Consider the following 18,759-nt stretch of genomic DNA (forward strand, 5'->3'; position numbering starts at 1 on the left):
GTGGTTGTTAATTTTTATTAGGGTGATCTCATGAAAAAAATGAAATGGTTTCATATACTTGTATTATTATTTTTTATCATATCAGGATGTTATATAGCATTTTTATCTATGAATCAACCATTCATCGGCATAGATTTGGAAGAGAAAGATGGCAATTACGTCATTTCTGAGATAAATAATGAAGGTTGGGCAGACCGCCACTTTGTACCGATAGGAGCAGAAGTGGTATCTGTGAATGGCGAGAGCCCAGAGGAACATACTTCTGTTTCAATGTTTTCAGAGGTGGAAATGGCAGATAGTATCACGGTGCAATTCGACGGAAGCAGGATGGTTTACGATGATATCACTGACTCAAGTGCGATGCACTGGGCGTTCTATATCTTAATCCCGATATTATTCTTTGTAAGTGTACTTGGTATTTCATATTTAGTTCATAAGCGAGTGCCTACAAGATATTCCATGGGGACGCTTATTCTGTACTTCTTAGCTGTGGCGTTAGGTTATATGAGTAACAGCGGTGCAGTGCGGGACGATTTGTATAGTGTACTTCTTAATACTTCTATGTTTCTCACCTCTCCCGTCATTTTAATTCATTTTCTTTATAAGTATTTTCAAGAACTTAATGTGTATTGGTTCTCGAAGAAAATCATCTATTTCTTATATTTTGTAACAATAATGGTATCTTTGCTTGAGAAATATTATTTAGTCACCAAAAACTATCCGGCGTGGTTCAATCCGGTTCCGCATTGGTTGTTACTGCTTCTCTATATCATATTGTTTACGATCATATACAGGGGTTTATACGTTTATAAGTCTACTCCTGTCGGGTCTATCTTCAAATATATGAGCGTAGGTGTGTCCATCGCTTTCTTTCCGTATATTTTCTTATATTTAATTCCAGCCCTCACCTTTGGTGTGAAGATCATTTCCTTGGAGATTGGAGCTTTCTTCTTAGTGGCATTACCGATTACGTTCATGTATTTGATTACCAGAGAGCAGCTGGTTGATATCACGTTTGTCATGAATCGTGTAAGGTATTATGCCCTGTTGTCGGTCATTCCGAGTATTCTTTTGACCTTCATTTCATTCTGGGCTGTCGAGGTCGATCGGTCCCCTGTGGTATATATTCAGGTGTTTCTTCTTGTTTATATCACGCTGGTTTCTTTTCTCTCTATGAAAGAAATATTGGATTTTAGACTGCAGCGGCATCTATTCTCTGCAAGATACTCTTTCCAGGAGAGTATGCACCGGATGGCGAAGGATATGAAAGACCAATCCAATGCGGTCGATCTCATGAAGGTGATGCGAGGGGAAGTGAATAATGTCATGAATGTACGTGATATTTACATTTACTCCAAGCACATCAAACGCAATATGTATTGTGTCTATGATCAGATTCCTGATGACATTATGGAAAACATTCGCGAACAGCTGGATAAGAATAATTATGATGTTGGTTCGATTATTGAGTCTTCGAAGGGGTTCGGTGTGATTGTCGGCTTTTCTTTAGATAAAATCACGATGCTTTGGTGTAAAGGAAAGCGTGACTTTACTACTTTAAACCGTGATGAGAAGACCTATTTACAAACCATCTCCCATAATGCCAACATTGCAATTGAGAATATGAATTTGATTGAAGATCTCGTGAAGGAACTAAGAAGACTGAGAAATGACCAAACCCAGAAGTATCCTACATGGCTTTCCAGGTTGCTGTTCACAATTGCAGAGAACCAGAGGAAGCAGCTGTCTATTGATTTACACGATACAGTTCTTCAAGAACAACTGTTTCTCTATAGAAAAATGGATGACTTGTTACGCCAGAGAAAGGATCTACCGAAAACTTTACACTCTGAACTTGTGATGTATAAAGAGTCACTGCTCGACAGTATCCATCTAATCAGAGAGACGTGTAACGAGTTGAGACCAGCCTTTATCGAGGAAATGGGGCTTGTACAGTCTCTTAATAACCTTATTCAACAATATCAACTAAGGTCGAACTTTACGGTTTACTTCTCGGAAGAAGACTTTACTACAGAATTGGACCAGGAGCACGTACTGGCAATATTCAGGATTGTGCAGGAACTTCTCACCAATGCCGTGAAACACTCAGGTGCAAAAGTGGTGAAGTTATCTCTATCCAATGATAAAGACAATGTGGAATTACACTATTCAGATAATGGACGAGGAATGGATTTCTCCTTTCAACGGGATTTGTTCTCTCATATTGGTTTGTCCGGTATTGAGCAGCGCGTAAACGGATTGAATGGAAGTATGGATATATCAACAGCCCCGGGTCAAGGCTTTGAAGCTGTGATAACATTTCCTTGTACCGCAACTAAGGAGGTACATGTATGACGACAGTATTAATCGTAGACGATCATCCCGCTGTCGGAGCAGGGACGAGGTCCATGCTCGAGGGACAATCAGGAATGAGCGTTGATGTGATTGAACAAAGCGGTAAAGTGCAGCATTTACTGAAAGAGAAGGACTACGATGTACTTCTTCTCGATTTATATATGCCGGGGATGAACGGAATCGAATTAGCAAAAACGATTCGGAAAGAATATCCAGATATCACTATATTGATCTACACCGGGTTCGACTTGAGTACTCATTTCAACATGTTGGTTGAAGCGAGCGTCAATGGTTTCGTTTCAAAAACAGCGACGAGTGAACAGCTGGTGACGGCTATTGAATGTGCATTACGTGACGAAGTAGTTATTCCGCTTCATCTGTTCAAGCAGTTGAGAAGATCAGAAGCGAGCGTAAGCCAAACAACAGAAACTCCAAGTGGGTCAGAGATTTCTTTAAACGAGAAGGAGCAGTCCATACTGAAGGAAGTTGCTTCTGGTTTAACGAACAGAGAAATCGCTCAAGAGCTTCATATGTCACAGCGTAGCGTGGAGTATACACTCACTGGTATCTTCAATAAATTGAATGTAAGATCACGAACAGAAGCGCTTTACAAAGCACAAGAACTCGGGCTTGTGTCTAAATCATGAACCTGTAGCACAGAGCCGCCCTTCCGCTCATACGATACAAAGACTAAATAATTCCCCTTATAAAGCTCAAGAGAACAAGGAGGGGTACGCTTGTGAAGGAGGACGGCTATCGGCCAACGCAAATTCTTACCAAGCGGGAGCGAGAAGTATTTGAGCTTCTGGTGCAAGATAAGACGACAAGGGAGATCGCAAAAGAGCTTTTCATCTCTGAGAAAACCGTTCGAAACCATATTTCGAACGCTATGCAGAAGTTAGGTGTGAAAGGACGCTCGCAGGCAGTTGTAGAGCTGCTTAGAATGGGTGAACTGGAATTATAACTTTTCCATAGAAAATGTAACTTGGAGAGAGGGGTCCTTTCAGGTGCTGATGTGTAGCGGTACCTGGAAGGGTTTTTTGTCGAATATGATGGTTATACCTTGAAATTTACTTAGTAAACCACGACAATGAAGATTAAAGACAAAACCGTTAAGGAGTGCTGGTTGTGCCAAAATCGGAACAGATGACCAAAGTGGCTGATGTTGAGAAAGAATTACGATACATAGCTGGGATCATAAAACAGCAAGGGCGTGTGATTCTAAACCATTATCCTATTACGGCTCCACAGTTTGTTGCTTTACAGTGGTTGCTTGATAAAGGGAATATGACTATTGGGGAGCTTTCTAATTCTATTCATTTAGCCTGTAGTACGACAACAGACTTGGTCGATCGTATGGAGAAGAATGAACTTGTTGAGCGCATCCGTGATCCGAAAGATCGACGTGTTGTTCGAATTCAAGTACTTGATAAAGGAAAGCAAATCATTCATGAAGTGATAGATAAACGGCAGGAATACCTTCTGAACGTTTTGAAAGACGTATCAGATGAGGACGTCAATACATTAAATCGTCTTCTACATTTGCTTCACGAAAATATGTTGCAGACTGAACAACAAGTAGAAGAAAAGTAAAAGAGGGATGTAGTGTGAGAAAGCCGATAGGAGTTATTGATTCGGGTGTTGGTGGATTAACGGTAGCGCGAGAATTAATGAGGCAGCTCCCGAAAGAACGCTTTATATATTTAGGTGATACACAACGATGCCCATACGGCCCTCGACCTGAAGAGGAAGTAAGGGAATTCACTTGGCAAATGGTGAATTATTTACTTGATAAAGATATTAAAATGCTTGTCATTGCATGTAATACGGCAACTGCCTATACGCTAGAGGAATTGCAAAATCAACTTTCTATTCCGGTGATCGGCGTTATAGAACCAGGGGCAAGAGCTGCGATTAAGGTCAGTCAGAATAAGCGAATCGGTGTGATAGGGACTGAAGGAACGATCAGCTCCAAAGCTTATCCAAACGCGCTTCGCTCCATAGATGCTTCGATCCGAATCAATGACCTGGCATGCCCTCCATTTGTTCCAATGGTGGAAGATGGGATATTAGCTGGACCAATGGCTGAAGGGGTCGTTGCAAGAACGCTTCAACCTTTGAAGGAAATGAATCATATCGACACACTCATTCTAGGTTGTACCCATTATCCGTTAATTCGGCAACTTGTCCAGAAAGAGATGGGAGACCATATCCAAGTGATCAGTTCTGGCGAAGAAACGGCCCGAGAAGCAAGCCTGATTCTTGCTTATCAGAAAGCCTTGAACACCTCAAATGAAGAACCTGTTCATGAATTTTATACAACGGGTGATATCGAAAAATTCCGAGTTGTCGCAAACAGTTGGTTTGAAGATCCTGTTCGGATCCTCGAACTTGTTGAACTTGAAGGTACCAGAAGCTCTGCTTAATGAAGCAGAGCTTTTTTTGTATAGTTCTTTCTCTACTCTTTTCCTGACAGCTCTACCTGAAAATTCGATGGTCTAAACCATGATGGGGCTCGTATATATGGTAGTACAATCTATCTCAGGAGGGGAAAAGTATGAAGAGCCTCGGTTTCAAGCCTATGATCATATCGGTTATTCTTTTATTAACGACAGGGCTGCTCTCTGGCTGCTTGTTTGAAGGAGAACAGACGTTAGAAAAAATGGATAGTCCTGATGAAGCTGTGAATACAACGGATACAGCATTGGAAGAGGATGCGCCAGAAGGGGAAGAGCCGAGTGGTGAAGGGGAAGAGGAGCAGGAAGGTGAGGAACAACCCACCTCCCAAACAGTTGAAAGAGAATTGTACCTCATGGATGAAAACGGGATGATTGTTCCACAGACGATTGAATTGCCTGCATCCCAAGAAGCTGCTTCTCAAGCAATTGAATACTTAGTGAAAGATGGTCCTGTTACGAACTTATTGCCTAATGGATTCCAAGCGGTTCTTCCGGCTGGAACTGAAGTTCTAGGGCTTAATCCAGAAGCGGATGGAACGATGGTAGTTGATCTGTCAGAGGAATTTAAGAATTACGATGCAAAAGATGAACAGAAAATTCTTGAAGCGATGACCTACACACTAACGCAGTTTGATGGAATTAAACGAATTAAGTTATGGATCAACGGATATGAACAAAATGTGATGCCTGTAGACGGAACCCCGGTTTCTCAAGGGGTTTCCCGTTCTGACGGGATTAACGTACAAGGTGCGGACCATGTAGATGTTCTCGATACGGAGGCTGTCACTGTTTACTTCCCAGCCCAGTCAGGGGATCAGATCTATCAAGTTCCAGTAACGACCAGGGTCCAAAAGGGAGACGACCTTTATACAACTGTCGTCCAAGCATTGTTGGAAGGGCCCGCACTTGAAACATCCCTCTTGCAGCCCTTCAATGATGAAGCAGAAGTATTAAAGACCGAGTTGAATGACGGAGTACTGTCCCTATCATTTAATGAAGCGATTCTCACTGGACAAGACCAACCGACATTATCCAATGCAGCGTTAGCTAGTCTGGTTATGAGCCTCACTGATTTTGAGGAAGTGGAGTCTGTCGAGGTGAATGTGGAAGGTTCAGAACAGGTTATCAATGAATTAGGTGAACCAATTGTTGAGCCAGTCACACGTCAAGAAGTGAACCAAGCAATAGGATTGTAACGGAAGGACCCTCTCGCGGGGGTTCTTTTTTTGTTTCGTAAACGTGTAGGTTTACTACCGACACATATGAAATTGTGTTAAGATGGGCAAGGATAAGAGAGATGATGAAGGAGGTCATTTACGTTGAGAAGTGATCAAAGAGAAGTAAACCAATTAAGAAATGTAACAATTGAAACTGACTATGTGAAACACCCAGAAGGCTCTGTTCTCATCAGTTTTGGAGATACGAAAGTCATTTGTAATGCTAGTGTAGAGGATCGTGTACCTCCTTTTCTACGCGGACAAGGAAAAGGGTGGATTACCGCTGAATATGCGATGCTTCCACGTGCAACAGAATCACGTAATATTCGTGAATCCTCTAAAGGGAAAGTCTCAGGACGTACAATGGAAATCCAACGTCTGATCGGCCGTGCGCTTCGTGCTGTCGTTGACTTGGACTCGATCGGAGAACGTACATTGTGGGTGGACTGTGATGTCATCCAAGCCGATGGAGGCACACGTACCGCTTCCATTACAGGCGCGTTTGTTGCCGTTGTACTTGCACTTGGGAAGCTTGTAGACGCTGGAAAAATCAAAAAGCTCCCAATCACGGACTACTTAACTGCTATATCTGTAGGTGTGCTGCCTGATGGTCAAGAGATTCTGGACCTTTGCTATGAAGAAGATAGTAAAGCGCATGTAGACATGAACGTCGTCATGACAGGAGACGGGGAGTTTGTCGAGCTTCAAGGCACAGGTGAAGAAGCCACTTTCACAATGCCTCAGCTTCAAACGATGCTTTCTCTTGCGCAAAAAGGTGTAGAAGAACTCGTTGAAATGCAAAAAGAAGCGATCGGAAGCTACGCGGAAGTAATCGACAACCTTAGGGAGAAAGCAAGCAATGAATGAATTGGTCATTGCCACAAAAAACGAAGGTAAAGTACGTGAGTTCCGTGAAATGTTTTCGAAATATGGAATTGAGGTAAAGTCACTATTAGAGTTTGACGAACCGATTGAAGATATTGAAGAAACCGGAACTACATTCACGGAGAATGCCACCATCAAAGCAGAGGCCATTTCAAAGCAGTACAACATTCCTGTATTGGCGGACGACTCCGGGCTTGAAGTAGATGCCTTGGAGGGTGCTCCTGGTGTTTACTCAGCTCGCTACGCCGGCCTTGAAAAAAATGACCAAAAGAACTTGGATAAAGTACTTGAAAACATGAAAGACGTCCCGACTGATCAACGAACAGCTCGATTTGTCTGTGCTGTTGCCGTAGCTAGACCGGACCATGACACTTTCGTGAAAATCGGTACTTGCGAAGGGCATATTGCTGAGGAACCACAAGGTGAACATGGCTTCGGCTATGATCCGGTATTTATTCCGCAAGGCTCACAGAGAACGCTTGCTGAATACACGTCCGAAGAAAAGAATGCAATCAGCCATCGTCATAATGCGATAATCCAGTTAGAAGAGTGGCTGAAAAACGCTTAAATCTCGAGGTGAATGAACATGCCGAAAGTATTGATTATAAGTGATAGTCATGGACTGACAGATGAGGTGGAAGAGATCAAGTCTCGCCACAGAGGAGAAGTGGAAGCGATGATCCATTGTGGTGACTCAGAACTTCCGTATGATGCTCCAGAACTTGAAGGGTACTACTATGCAAAAGGCAACTGCGATTTCGAACCGGAAATGGTAGATGATCAAGTAGTAACTGTGGGAGAATTGACTATTTATGCCACACACGGTCATTTATATCAGATCAAATCCACACTTATGCCTCTTTCCTACCGTGCGGAAGAAGTAAGTGCTAAAGTAGCCTGTTTTGGCCATTCACATATAGCAGGAGCGGAAAAAGTGAACGACAAACTGTTCATTAACCCTGGAAGTATAAGACTTCCACGTGATCATAAAGAGCCCTCCTATGCTATTTTAGAGTGGAGTACCTTGGATGAAGTAAGCGTCCAATTTTATCACGTCGATGGAGAACCTATGACTGATTTAAGAATGGAAACATCCCTAGCAGCAAAGAATTAAATTTCTTTGCTGCAATCCATTGACATATAACGTGATTCGTTATATTATTATTCTTGTCCGCTTCACAAGACAACTTTTCACTTGCTTGCAGTGAGCTGATTGATTCTTCTAATTGCGGGTGTAGTTTAATGGTAAAACCTCAGCCTTCCAAGCTGATGACGAGGGTTCGATTCCCTTCACCCGCTCCATACATATTAACAATCAAATATGATGTCCCAGTAGCTCAGCTGGATAGAGCATGATCGAATCCACTGCGAAGCTAGACATCAACGTACCGATTTTACTATCTTCATTGTCTCACCCAAGAAAATCGGGACGACAGCTCATTGGAATTATGGGCAGTCATTCACAACCTAATACTATGTCCCAGTAGCTCAGCTGGATAGAGCAACAGCCTTCTAAGCTGTGGGTCGGGAGTTCGAATCTCTCCTGGGACGCTAATTTAGAACGTTGAACTTTTTCGTGTGAAAAAGTTCAACGTTTTTTCTTATCTCTTTCTATGGGTTATAAGAAAATTCAAAGTTGGGGGTGTTTGAATTCTTAACAAAAAGCAACTTGCTTCTTGTACTTAGTTTCTTATTCATTGTAAATGAAGTCATTGGAAATGTATTTGGGGATAGCGATTATCTACAGTGGGCAGTACATACATTATTGGGAGTAGTGATCATCATGATGAACTTTGTTTTCCGAGCTCAAAATGAGAAGAAAAATGAAGTGATTGGTTGGATTGGTTTTATAATATTTGCTTTTGCGACCTTGTTCCTTATTACATAAGCTTTGAAGAAAAAGAAGCGAATTTCGACAAGGAAAAGCGAAAAATGAGTTTTTATGACGAGTTTCTTCCATATTATGTACCGAGCTCTCGTGTTGATGTAGAAGGGAACTTATATTGGTAAAACTTATATTGGTTAGTTTCCGATTCACTTCACATAATAAGACAGGCTAAAAAGGCCAAACTTATTGGGAGTGATTACGATGAAGAAAAACATCCAATGGCTGCCGATCCTTGCATCTGTAGGTGTAGGTGCTGCAACGTACAGCTTGATGACAGGTCAAGGTGGTCAATTGCAGAATGCTTTACCAGGGATTGCAAAGATGACGAATCAATTGCCTGGACAGTCCACACAACACCAATAATGTCAAAAGAAAAAGGTTGCCTCTATAGAGGCAACCTTTTAGAATTTGAAGGGTATAATCAAGCGGCGTTTTTTCATCTCTTTTGTCAGAAGTTGTAGAAACTCTTTATCAAGCCCAAGCTTTATGGATTCTTCGTAGGTCTTCACTAAAGTGTGATCGTCAAGAATAGACAATATTTACATCTCCTTACCTTTTTTCAATGAGTTATGTCAATGTATTTATGTTTAATCTCAGTTGTTGCTACACAATGACTTATTCTAACAGATACGGACATCTTCACATGAGGATAAAGTACTGTTTGTCGCGATAATTATCTAACTTTTTATTTTTTTGAAAAAATTAGCGTCAGCATGAAGGAAATGAAAACCGGCTAAGTTGTTTTATGAAAAAGTGTATTATATTATTGTTCAATAGGATGATTTTCATGATTTTGCAATGGAAAAATATATTCGCACGTTTGAGTTCATATGTTTTAGGAAAGAATAGAGGAAAGTGTGTGAAATTTACATAACAGGAAGGGTGCTCTATGGAGAATGAAAACAAAAATGTGGTCATGTTTCCTAAGTGGAAGTCTAGACTAGAGAGGATAGGTCTGGAAGCTCTTAAGGAGAAGCGCTACCAAGATGCCGTTGATTCCTTACTCCCGCTCATAGAGTATGGTGTTGCCAGTGAAGATGTAGTGACTGGCTTATTGATGAGTTGGATCGAAACAGGGGAATTAGATCGCGCAGAGGAATTGTGTCAACAAAAAATGAAAGAAAGCCTGGATGAGCAGTACTATCATTACTTACATATGTACATAACAATCTTGTTCCAAAGAAACCGTTATCAAGAAATTGTAGACTTGTTAGAAGAAGTGTTTGAATCAGAAGATATCCCTCACCAAAGTCGAACTCAGTTATGGCAGATGTTTGAGGTGAGCAGAAAATTGCTAGAGGGCCATCAACAAGAGCAGGGCGAGAAGTGGAAAGTGAATTTCTTTGAAGCTCTTGATAAGAATGATTCTCCGGGGCAGTGGCGTGCTCTAGACACATTGAAAGAACAGTCTGCAGAGAGATTCTTGGAAGATTTCAAGGGTTTGTTGGTTGACTCCAGCATTCATCCTATAATCAAAACCGCCATCATCCAATGGTTTAGGGATTCTGAAGTTAATAATCCTATTACTGTATCTAAATTCGGCCAGACGTTCGAATTGGTACCCTCTGAGCTGAACCAGTTCCAGTCTGACTATATGATTAAACAAATTCAATTGCGTCTTGGAGATATGGAGCAGAGCAACCCCAGCATGTATGATATGGTAAACCAGCTTCTTTACCGTTATTGTTTCGTTCGTTATCCGATCTTCCCACAAGAGGAGGAAGTTCCCGTTATCGTCGAAGCCTTAAAGCAGCTTGGTCATGAGTATTTGCAGCTTCCTTACAGATTTGATGAGGCTGTTGACGGTGTGGAGAAATACAAGCAAGAAATCGAGTTGTGCGAGCAACATTATACTTTGTTAGTGGGAGAATCTTAAGAATTTGATTGCTCCATGTCTACATATGTTGAAAGCATACAGGTTTATGTTATAATGTAGTGGTTGCAAAAGAGATTCGTATGTAAACAGAGTCATAGAATCAACTTAAAAAATCGCCTATTACGGCGAAAATTGAATGAATAGATGTTGGAGGGAATTTTTTATGTCAGCAAAATGGGAAAAGCATGAAGGCAATCAGGGTACATTAACGGTTGAAGTATCCGCAAGTGAGTTCGACAAAGCACTTGACCAAGCCTTCCAAAAAGTAGTTAAACAGGTACAGGTACCTGGATTCCGTAAAGGGAAAGTACCTCGTAAACTTTTCGAACAGCGCTTCGGAGTGGAGTCACTTTATCAAGATGCAATTGATATCGTACTTCCAAAAGCTTATACGGAAGCTGTAGAAGAAACAGGAATCGAGCCTGTTGATCAGCCAGAAGTAGACGTTAAAGAAATTGAAAAAGGCGAAGGTGTTGTCTTTACAGCAGAAGTTACAGTTAAGCCTGAAGTAGAACTTGGCGAGTACAAAGGCCTTGAAGTTGAAGAGCTTAGCACAGAAGTAACGGATGAAGATGTAGAGAACGAACTTCAACAAATGCAAGAAAAGCAAGCTGAGCTTGTAGTCAAAGAAGACGGAGAAGTTGCAGACGGCGATACGGTCGTTATGGACTTCGAAGGTTTCGTTGACGGTGAAGCATTCGAAGGTGGTCAAGCTGAGAACTACTCTCTAGAAGTAGGATCTGGCTCATTCATCCCAGGTTTCGAAGAGCAGCTTGTTGGTAAGAAAGCTGGAGAAGAAGCGGACGTTGTCGTTACATTCCCAGAAGAATACCATGCAGAAGACCTTGCTGGTCAAGAAGCTACTTTCAAAGTGAAAATCCATGAAGTGAAAGGAAAAGAACTTCCTGAGCTTGATGACGAATTTGCTAAAGATGTAGACGACGAAGTTGAATCTCTAGATGAACTTAAGAAGAAAACTCGCGAGCGTCTTGAAGAGCAGAAGAAAACGGACGCAGACAACCACAAGCGTGACATCCTTGTAAATCAGGCTTCTGATAACGCAACTGTTGAAATCCCAGAAGCAATGGTTAACACTGAACTAGATCGCATGGTTCAAGAGTTCGAACAACGCCTTCAAATGCAAGGTATGACGAAAGATATGTACTTCCAGTTCACTGGTCAAGACGAAGATGCGCTACGTGAACAAATGAAAGAAGACGCTGGAAAACGCGTTAAAACAAACTTGACACTTGAAGCGATCGCTAATGCAGAGAGAGTAGAGGCTTCTGAAGAGGACGTAAATGCTGAACTTGAGAACATGGCATCTATGTATCAAACAGATGTTCAACAATTGACAGCAATGCTTGGTGGAAACACTGATATGATCAGAGAAGATCTTAAAGTCCGCAAAGCAATCGATGTACTAGTAGCGAACGCTAAAGTTCAATAATAAGACTGGAGAAGGCAAGGTGCGAATGAGCGTACCTTGTCTTCTCATATATTTTCCGATGATTGTATAAGGAGCAATTTATCTGGATACGATGTATGATATCCACCTCATTTTACATAGACTAGTAATACTATCCTTTTGTTTGACTTATTCACGACTTATCTACATAATGAGGTTGGTGCAAAAGAGCTCGCACACCTCTGTAATAGGTATTGCTTTTTTGTTTGGAGTTTATTTGATATGATGGGCAAAAGACACTGAATCGTTTAAGTCATATCTTAAAACTTCAGTCGCAACGATTGCGTCATTTTATTAAGGGGTGAATTTAATGTTTAAGTTCAACGATGAAAAAGGACAACTGAAATGTTCTTTCTGCGGTAAAAGTCAGGATCAAGTTCGTAAACTTGTCGCAGGACCTGGCGTATATATTTGTGATGAATGTATTGAACTATGTACGGAAATCGTAGAAGAGGAACTTGGCAACGAAGAAGAAGTAGAATTCAAAGAAGTTCCGAAACCACAGGAGATTCGTGAAATCTTGAGTGATTATGTCATTGGTCAGGACCAAGCGAAGAAGAACTTGTCTGTAGCGGTTTACAACCACTATAAGCGTATCAATGCAGGTGTTAAGAATGATGATGTTGAGCTTGCGAAGAGTAACATTCTGATGCTCGGACCAACAGGTAGTGGTAAGACACTTCTAGCTCAAACATTAGCGCGTATTCTCAACGTACCATTCGCCATCGCGGATGCGACTTCCCTTACGGAAGCTGGTTACGTTGGGGAAGATGTGGAGAACATTCTTCTGAAACTTATTCAAGCGGCTGACTATGATGTCGAGAAAGCCGAAAAAGGCATTATCTACATTGATGAGATCGACAAAGTCGCTCGGAAATCAGAGAATCCATCTATCACTCGTGACGTTTCAGGTGAAGGTGTACAGCAGGCCTTGCTTAAAATCTTGGAAGGAACGCAAGCCAGCGTACCGCCACAAGGTGGACGTAAGCATCCTCATCAAGAATTCATCCAAATCGATACAACGAATGTATTGTTCATCGTTGGTGGTGCCTTCGACGGGATCGATCAGATCATCAAACGTCGTTTAGGTAAGAAAGTCATCGGATTTGGCTCTGAAGCAGTTACAGACGAGGCGGAGAAGAAAGAATTGCTTACAAGAGTTCTACCGGAAGACCTATTGAGCTATGGGTTAATCCCAGAATTCATCGGACGTCTACCGGTTATCGGAAGCCTAGAGCAGCTTGATGAAGATGCTCTTGTAGAAATCCTTACGAAGCCGAAGAACGCACTTGTGAAGCAGTACCAGAAGTTATTCCAGATCGACCATGTGGAGCTTGAGATTGAGGAAGAGGCTTTACGTGAAATCGCTCGTCTTGCAATTGAGCGTAAGACTGGTGCACGTGGACTTCGTTCCATCATCGAAGGAATCATGCTCGATGTTATGTACGAACTTCCATCCCGTGATGATATTGAGAAATGTATCATTACACAGGAAACCGTTAAGGAAGACGGCGGTCGCCCTAAATTGATCCTGACGGACGGAACCATAGAAGATCAGAATAAAGAAACACCTAAAGAGAGTGCTTAATCTTTCTTAGTATAGGGAATACCTTTTGAAATAAGCCGCGCTACACAAGAGGTAGCGCGGCTTAATTGTATATCGAGACCCTTTTAAGGATGAATGCCTGATGGTTTGCTCATAATACGAATACCTATTACGGTCCCCTCACGCTTCGTGTGAGGGGGTTTCCGTGTTGGCATACTACGGTGTACTTGCATTTACTTTCCAATTACTTTTATATATGATTAGAATACGAATTGGCATTATACGGAGGTGCTAGAAATGACAGAAAAACACAAAACTCAAATCCCCCTCCTTCCCCTTAGAGGTTTGTTGGTGTATCCTTCCATGGTGCTGCACTTAGATGTAGGACGCGAAAAATCCGTCCAGGCCCTAGAGCAGGCCATGATGGACGACAACGAAATCTTTTTGGTATCACAGAAGGAAGTGAACATTGACGAACCTGGTGCTGAGGATATGTACAGTGTCGGGACGGTAGCACGTGTGAAGCAGATGGTGAAGCTTCCGAATGGCACCAACCGTGTATTGGTTGAAGGACTTTATCGAGCTACAATCGATCACCTTACAGATGATGAGGAATTCTATAAAGCGAATATCACAATGCTTGAAGATGAGCATGAAGATAAGAACGAAGAAGAGGCGCTGATGCGTACGTTAATCAATCAGTTCGAACAATACGTTAAAGTGTCTAAAAAGGTGAGTCAGGAGACCTTTAATACAGTTTCAGACATCGATGAGCCAAGCCATCTTGCCGACATGGTCACGTCTCATCTACCGATTAAACTGAAGGAAAAACAAAAGGTTCTTGAGACAGAGAATGTTAAAAAGCGTATTCAAAAGCTGATTGAATTGATCGGAAACGAACGTGAGGTTCTTCAGATTGAGCAGAAGATCGGTCAACGCGTTAAGAAATCAATGGAGAAGACGCAAAAAGAATATTACCTACGCGAACAAATGAAAGCCATTCAGAACGAACTTGGTGACAAAGATGGGAAGTCTGGTGAAGTAGCCCAGTTAAAAGAAAAGATTGAAGAAGCCCAAATGCCAGAGCGTGTAGAGAAAGTAGCTTACAAGGAGCTTGGGCGCTATGAAAAAGTCCCTCAAAGTTCAGCTGAAAGCTCTGTCATTCGTAATTACATCGAATGGCTCGTGTCCATTCCATGGACGAAAGAGACAGAAGACAATTTAGATGTTACGAACGCGGAGAAGATTTTGGACGAGGATCACTACGGTCTTGAGAAAGTGAAAGAGCGTGTGCTTGAGTATATCGCTGTTCAACAGTTGACTCAATCGATCAAAGGACCAATTCTTTGCTTAGTCGGCCCACCAGGGGTAGGTAAGACGTCCTTGGCTAAGTCGATTGCACGTGCAATCAATCGGAAATTTGTACGTATATCTCTAGGAGGAGTTCGTGACGAGGCGGAAATCAGAGGCCACAGACGTACTTATATCGGAGCTATGCCAGGACGTATCATCCAAGGTATGAAACGTGCGGAAACAGTCAATCCGGTGTTTTTATTGGATGAGATCGATAAAATGGCAAGCGATTTCCGTGGGGACCCGTCTTCTGCAATGCTGGAGGTGCTGGACCCTGAACAGAACTTCAACTTCAGTGATCATTTCATTGAAGAAACATATGATTTGTCCAAGGTCATGTTTGTCGCCACTGCGAACAACATTGGTGCCATCCCAGGACCTCTAAGGGATCGCATGGAAGTTATCTCGATTGCTGGATATACAGAAGTGGAGAAACTTCATATTGCAAAAGAACACTTATTACCTAAGCAAGTGAAAGAAAATGGTCTGACGAAAAGCCAAATCCAAATCAGAGAAGAAGCTTTACTGAAGCTCATCCGCAGGTACACACGTGAAGCGGGAGTGCGCGGACTTGAACGGGAGCTTGCCAGTATTTGTCGTAAAGCTGCGAAGATCCTTGTTGCCGGAGAGAAACAACGCGTCGTAGTGACAGAAAAACAGCTAGAGGAGTTGTTAGGACGTCCTAAGTTCCGGTACGGTCAAGCAGAACTAGAAGATCAAATTGGAGCGGCGACCGGTCTCGCTTATACGACAGCCGGTGGAGACACACTCTCTATTGAGGTTTCCGTCTATCCTGGAAAAGGCAACCTGACCCTGACAGGGAAACTAGGTGATGTGATGAAGGAGTCAGCTCAAGCAGCCTTCAGCTATATCCGTTCACGTGCAGATGAACTGGATATTGAAGTCGACTTCTTAGAGAAGAATGACATTCACATCCACGTCCCGGAAGGTGCTACACCAAAAGATGGTCCATCTGCAGGCATTACGATGGCCACCGCCTTAGTCTCAGCACTTACTGGTCGCCCTGTGCGAAAAGAAGTTGGCATGACAGGCGAGATTACACTCCGTGGTCGAGTGCTTCCTATCGGTGGGTTGAAACAGAAATCATTAAGTGCTCATAGAGCGGGACTTACGAAGGTAATCATCCCTTCAGAGAATGAAAAGGATTTAGAAGACATTCCAGACAGCATTAAAGAAGGCTTGACGTTTGTGCCCGTCAAACACTTGGATGAAGTGCTTGAGCATGCATTAACGGAGGAAATAAATGAAGGTTAATACAGCAGATATCGTAATCAGTGCTGCGAGTCAGAAGCAGTATCCGAAACAACCGATCCCAGAAATAGCACTTGCGGGACGTTCGAATGTTGGTAAATCATCTTTTATAAACAAAATGATCCAACGGAAGAACTTGGCAAGAACTAGTTCTAAGCCAGGAAAAACACAGACATTGAACTTTTACATCATTAATGATCAGTTTCATTTTGTAGACGTTCCGGGGTATGGATATGCGAAAGTATCCAAAAAAGAACGCGCAAAATGGGGGAAGATGATGGAGGAATACTTTGCTGAGAGGGAGCAGTTGCGTGCAACTGCTCTCATCATAGACGTTCGTCACAAGCCCACGCAAGATGATGTAACAATGTATGATTATTTAAAGCATTTCGGCCTACCAGTGATGGTCATAGCCACAAAGCTGGATAAGATTAAAAAAGGCCAAAGACACAAACAATTGAAGATGATCCGAGAAGTTCTGGAGATTGAAGAGGAGGACGATCTAATTCCTTTTTCATCTGAAACTGGTGAAGGGAAAGACGTCGCTTGGAGAACCATGCTCTCTCATCTAAAGCTATAAGTGGAAACCGCTCCGATTACGGAGCGGTTTTTTTCATAGATTCACTCATTTGTATGCATGAAAACAGTATATTCATGCATTTAGCAGGATAAAGCGGATGTTTATGCAAATTTTAGCGCTAAATTGCGGATTTACCCGCAAATGCCTAATTTTAAATTTTGGGAATTCTTTGTTAATAGGGTATAATGTTAATTGTCGTAATTCTTAAAAAATAAAGATTAGGGGGAGTTAGTTTTGAAGAAATGGTTATTAGTTCTGACGTTGGGACTTCTAATGATCTTCGCAGCCGCTTGCGGAAGCAGTGAAGATGGGGGAGAAACAGAGAGCGATTCAGGAGGCGAAACGTCAGGTGATAATGGAGGAGAAAGCACCGAAGCTAGTTCCGATTACGATCTAGTAGAGGATGGGATGTTTACATATGCAGCATCCGGTGAATTCAGTCCATTCAGTATGACAAATGCCAGTGGTGAAATGACTGGTTTTGATATTGATGTAGCAAAAGCTGTAGCTGAGGAACTTGGCTTAGAAGCCAATCAACAGAAACAGAAATTCGCTTCCATCGTAGAAGGTGTAAAAACTGGTCGTTTTGATGCGGCAGTAGCAAGTCACACGATCACACCAGAGCGATCCGAGCAAGTGGATTTTTCGACACCTTACTATTACTCTGGAGCACAAGTATTTACTAGACCAGATAGCGACATCCAAAGCCTCGAAGATTTAGAGGGCATGGAAATCGCAGTATCCAAAGGGTCGACATATAGTGCATTCGCAGAAGAAGTTACTGATAACATCAAGACATATGATAGTGATGTCGTTGCACTTCAATCTTTGGCAAAGGGTCGTCATGATGCAGTAATCACAGACTTCTTAACAGGTAAAGAAGCGATGCAGAAAGACCTTGAAATCGAAGCGAAAGACATGATCGAGCGAAGTGAGCAAGCTATTGCGGTTGCCAAAGGAAATGAGAAGTTACTCGAAGATATCAACGCTGCTTTAGAAACATTACGTGAAGACGGCACGCTAGCTGATATTAGTGACGAGTACTTTGGTGATGACATTACTTCCGTACCTGAATAAACACCTGAGTCAATCATAGTTGAAAAAGAGTGCGCCTCAGAGCGTGCTCTTTTTCATCGTACTTACACAAAGTTCGATGCTTAAATGGATAGGAGTGGATCGATTTGTATTTAGGTTTTGTAACGTTTTGGTCAGGCTTTTTTCAATCATTGATTGAAAGCCGAGATGTATTTTTTAAAGCAGCCCAGGTGACATTGGCTCTTACGGCTGTTTCCATTTTCATAGCACTCTTTATTGGATTATTTTTTGCACTTCTTAAAATCTCCAATGTCAAACCACTTGAGTGGATTGCGAACGCTTATATATATGTCGTTCGCGGAACACCTCTTATTGTACAAATCTTCGTATTCTTCTACGGACTCACGAGTATTTGGATGATCAGTGGTTTCTGGTCCGTTGCGCTCGGACTCGCCTTCCACAACGGAGCCTATATCGCTGAAATTTTCCGTGGATCGATTCAATCGATTGGAAAAGGTCAGACCGAGGCTGGTCGCTCATTAGGGATGAGCCAAATGGTGACAATGCGTCGTATTATTCTTCCACAAGCCTTCAGGCGTGCATTGCCACCACTCGGAAACCAGTTTATCATTGGTTTGAAGGATTCATCACTAGCTGCCTTCATAGGTGTACAGGAAATCTTCGCACTTGCTACGACAAGAGGAGCCAACACCTTTGATTACATGACTTGGCTGCTCGTCTGTGCGGTCTGGTATTTGATTCTTGTCTTCATCCTTACACTAGTTGTGGGATTAGTTGAGAAGAAATTGGCGGTAAGTGATTAAT

Annotated in this window: 19 protein-coding genes and 2 tRNA genes; 20 read left to right on the top strand and 1 reads right to left on the bottom strand. The window is 42.2% G+C overall.

Going from position 1 to position 18,759, the window contains the following annotated elements; all coding sequences use genetic code 11:
* The first annotated feature begins 108 nt into the window (after nt 1-108).
* The 13 genes from E4663_RS03695 to E4663_RS19935 all read left to right on the top strand — a co-directional run bounded on the left by E4663_RS03695 (nt 109) and on the right by E4663_RS19935 (nt 9,167).
* Nucleotides 109-2,355, top strand: coding sequence for a sensor histidine kinase (locus tag E4663_RS03695; protein WP_158290414.1), 2,247 nt, complete (start codon nt 109-111; stop codon nt 2,353-2,355).
* Complete coding sequence (locus tag E4663_RS03700; protein ID WP_135326720.1) at nt 2,352-3,002, top strand: response regulator transcription factor; 651 nt, start codon at nt 2,352-2,354, stop codon at nt 3,000-3,002. Before E4663_RS03695 ends, E4663_RS03700 begins: the two co-directional genes overlap by 4 nt.
* Before the next feature lie 92 nt (nt 3,003-3,094).
* Entirely contained in the window at nt 3,095-3,319 is a 225-nt protein-coding gene (locus E4663_RS03705) for a helix-turn-helix domain-containing protein (RefSeq protein WP_008635211.1), read from the top strand.
* Between the two features lie 182 nt (nt 3,320-3,501).
* Nucleotides 3,502-3,948, top strand: coding sequence for a MarR family winged helix-turn-helix transcriptional regulator (locus E4663_RS03710; protein ID WP_135327558.1), 447 nt, complete (start codon nt 3,502-3,504; stop codon nt 3,946-3,948).
* Between the two features lie 14 nt (nt 3,949-3,962).
* Nucleotides 3,963-4,781, top strand: a complete 819-nt coding sequence (gene racE / locus E4663_RS03715; protein ID WP_135326721.1) for a glutamate racemase — start codon at nt 3,963-3,965, stop codon at nt 4,779-4,781.
* Between the two features lie 131 nt (nt 4,782-4,912).
* Complete coding sequence (locus E4663_RS03720; protein WP_079479491.1) at nt 4,913-6,010, top strand: GerMN domain-containing protein; 1,098 nt, start codon at nt 4,913-4,915, stop codon at nt 6,008-6,010.
* 123 nt (nt 6,011-6,133) lie between these two features.
* Nucleotides 6,134-6,898 carry a ribonuclease PH gene (gene rph / locus E4663_RS03725; RefSeq protein WP_079479492.1) on the top strand — a complete coding sequence of 255 codons (765 nt, stop codon included), beginning with the start codon at nt 6,134-6,136 and terminating at the stop codon, nt 6,896-6,898.
* Nucleotides 6,891-7,484, top strand: a complete 594-nt coding sequence (locus E4663_RS03730) for an XTP/dITP diphosphatase (protein ID WP_135326722.1) — start codon at nt 6,891-6,893, stop codon at nt 7,482-7,484. Before rph ends, E4663_RS03730 begins: the two co-directional genes overlap by 8 nt.
* A gap of 18 nt (nt 7,485-7,502) precedes the next feature.
* Entirely contained in the window at nt 7,503-8,030 is a 528-nt protein-coding gene (locus E4663_RS03735) for a metallophosphoesterase (protein WP_135326723.1), read from the top strand.
* 114 nt (nt 8,031-8,144) lie between these two features.
* Nucleotides 8,145-8,218: transfer RNA gene (locus tag E4663_RS03740), tRNA-Gly, on the top strand.
* A 175-nt stretch (nt 8,219-8,393) separates the two neighbouring features.
* Nucleotides 8,394-8,467: transfer RNA gene (locus tag E4663_RS03745), tRNA-Arg, on the top strand.
* Between the two features lie 91 nt (nt 8,468-8,558).
* Nucleotides 8,559-8,804, top strand: coding sequence for a hypothetical protein (locus E4663_RS03750; RefSeq protein ID WP_206663473.1), 246 nt, complete (start codon nt 8,559-8,561; stop codon nt 8,802-8,804).
* A 201-nt stretch (nt 8,805-9,005) separates the two neighbouring features.
* Complete coding sequence (locus tag E4663_RS19935) at nt 9,006-9,167, top strand: hypothetical protein (protein ID WP_168927327.1); 162 nt, start codon at nt 9,006-9,008, stop codon at nt 9,165-9,167.
* Between the two features lie 38 nt (nt 9,168-9,205).
* On the opposite strand, the gene sda is transcribed toward E4663_RS19935, so the two are convergent.
* On the bottom strand, nt 9,206-9,340 hold the full coding sequence (gene sda / locus E4663_RS03755; protein ID WP_135326725.1) for a sporulation histidine kinase inhibitor Sda: 135 nt from the start codon (nt 9,338-9,340) through the stop codon (nt 9,206-9,208).
* A gap of 353 nt (nt 9,341-9,693) precedes the next feature.
* Between sda and E4663_RS03760 the strand changes: the two genes are divergently transcribed.
* The 7 genes from E4663_RS03760 to E4663_RS03790 all read left to right on the top strand — a co-directional run bounded on the left by E4663_RS03760 (nt 9,694) and on the right by E4663_RS03790 (nt 18,758).
* Nucleotides 9,694-10,680: a DUF3196 family protein gene (locus E4663_RS03760; RefSeq protein ID WP_135326726.1), complete on the top strand. Its 987-nt coding sequence runs from the start codon at nt 9,694-9,696 to the stop codon at nt 10,678-10,680.
* Between the two features lie 163 nt (nt 10,681-10,843).
* Nucleotides 10,844-12,130, top strand: coding sequence for a trigger factor (tig, locus tag E4663_RS03765; RefSeq protein ID WP_135326727.1), 1,287 nt, complete (start codon nt 10,844-10,846; stop codon nt 12,128-12,130).
* A gap of 328 nt (nt 12,131-12,458) precedes the next feature.
* The gene (gene clpX, locus E4663_RS03770; RefSeq protein ID WP_135326728.1) at nt 12,459-13,736 is read left to right on the top strand and encodes an ATP-dependent protease ATP-binding subunit ClpX; all 1,278 of its coding nucleotides are present in this window, start codon (nt 12,459-12,461) and stop codon (nt 13,734-13,736) included.
* A gap of 255 nt (nt 13,737-13,991) precedes the next feature.
* Nucleotides 13,992-16,322 (top strand): endopeptidase La, encoded by a 2,331-nt coding sequence (gene lon / locus E4663_RS03775; protein WP_135326729.1) that lies wholly within the window; start codon nt 13,992-13,994, stop codon nt 16,320-16,322.
* The gene (yihA, locus tag E4663_RS03780) at nt 16,312-16,899 is read left to right on the top strand and encodes a ribosome biogenesis GTP-binding protein YihA/YsxC (RefSeq protein ID WP_079479501.1); all 588 of its coding nucleotides are present in this window, start codon (nt 16,312-16,314) and stop codon (nt 16,897-16,899) included. The genes lon and yihA overlap by 11 nt, the downstream gene beginning before the upstream one ends.
* Nucleotides 16,900-17,133: 234 nt before the next feature.
* Complete coding sequence (locus tag E4663_RS03785; protein ID WP_241657100.1) at nt 17,134-17,976, top strand: transporter substrate-binding domain-containing protein; 843 nt, start codon at nt 17,134-17,136, stop codon at nt 17,974-17,976.
* Between the two features lie 104 nt (nt 17,977-18,080).
* On the top strand, nt 18,081-18,758 hold the full coding sequence (locus E4663_RS03790) for an amino acid ABC transporter permease (protein ID WP_079479502.1): 678 nt from the start codon (nt 18,081-18,083) through the stop codon (nt 18,756-18,758).
* Nucleotide 18,759: the final 1 nt, after the last annotated feature.

Source organism: Halobacillus salinus (assembly GCF_004684905.1).
GTDB classification, from domain to species: Bacteria; Bacillota; Bacilli; order Bacillales; family Halobacillaceae; genus Halobacillus; species Halobacillus salinus.

Coding starts and splice junctions, on each gene's coding strand:
- E4663_RS03695 (WP_158290414.1), top strand. CDS start 109: ATGAATCAACCATTCATCGGCATAGATTTGGAAGAGAAAGATGGCAAT.
- E4663_RS03700 (WP_135326720.1), top strand. CDS start 2,352: ATGACGACAGTATTAATCGTAGACGATCATCCCGCTGTCGGAGCAGGG.
- E4663_RS03710 (WP_135327558.1), top strand. CDS start 3,502: ATGACCAAAGTGGCTGATGTTGAGAAAGAATTACGATACATAGCTGGG.
- E4663_RS03720 (WP_079479491.1), top strand. CDS start 4,913: ATGAAGAGCCTCGGTTTCAAGCCTATGATCATATCGGTTATTCTTTTA.
- E4663_RS03730 (WP_135326722.1), top strand. CDS start 6,891: ATGAATGAATTGGTCATTGCCACAAAAAACGAAGGTAAAGTACGTGAG.
- E4663_RS03735 (WP_135326723.1), top strand. CDS start 7,503: ATGCCGAAAGTATTGATTATAAGTGATAGTCATGGACTGACAGATGAG.
- E4663_RS19935 (WP_168927327.1), top strand. CDS start 9,006: ATGAAGAAAAACATCCAATGGCTGCCGATCCTTGCATCTGTAGGTGTA.
- E4663_RS03760 (WP_135326726.1), top strand. CDS start 9,694: ATGGAGAATGAAAACAAAAATGTGGTCATGTTTCCTAAGTGGAAGTCT.
- tig (WP_135326727.1), top strand. CDS start 10,844: ATGTCAGCAAAATGGGAAAAGCATGAAGGCAATCAGGGTACATTAACG.
- clpX (WP_135326728.1), top strand. CDS start 12,459: ATGTTTAAGTTCAACGATGAAAAAGGACAACTGAAATGTTCTTTCTGC.
- lon (WP_135326729.1), top strand. CDS start 13,992: ATGACAGAAAAACACAAAACTCAAATCCCCCTCCTTCCCCTTAGAGGT.
- yihA (WP_079479501.1), top strand. CDS start 16,312: ATGAAGGTTAATACAGCAGATATCGTAATCAGTGCTGCGAGTCAGAAG.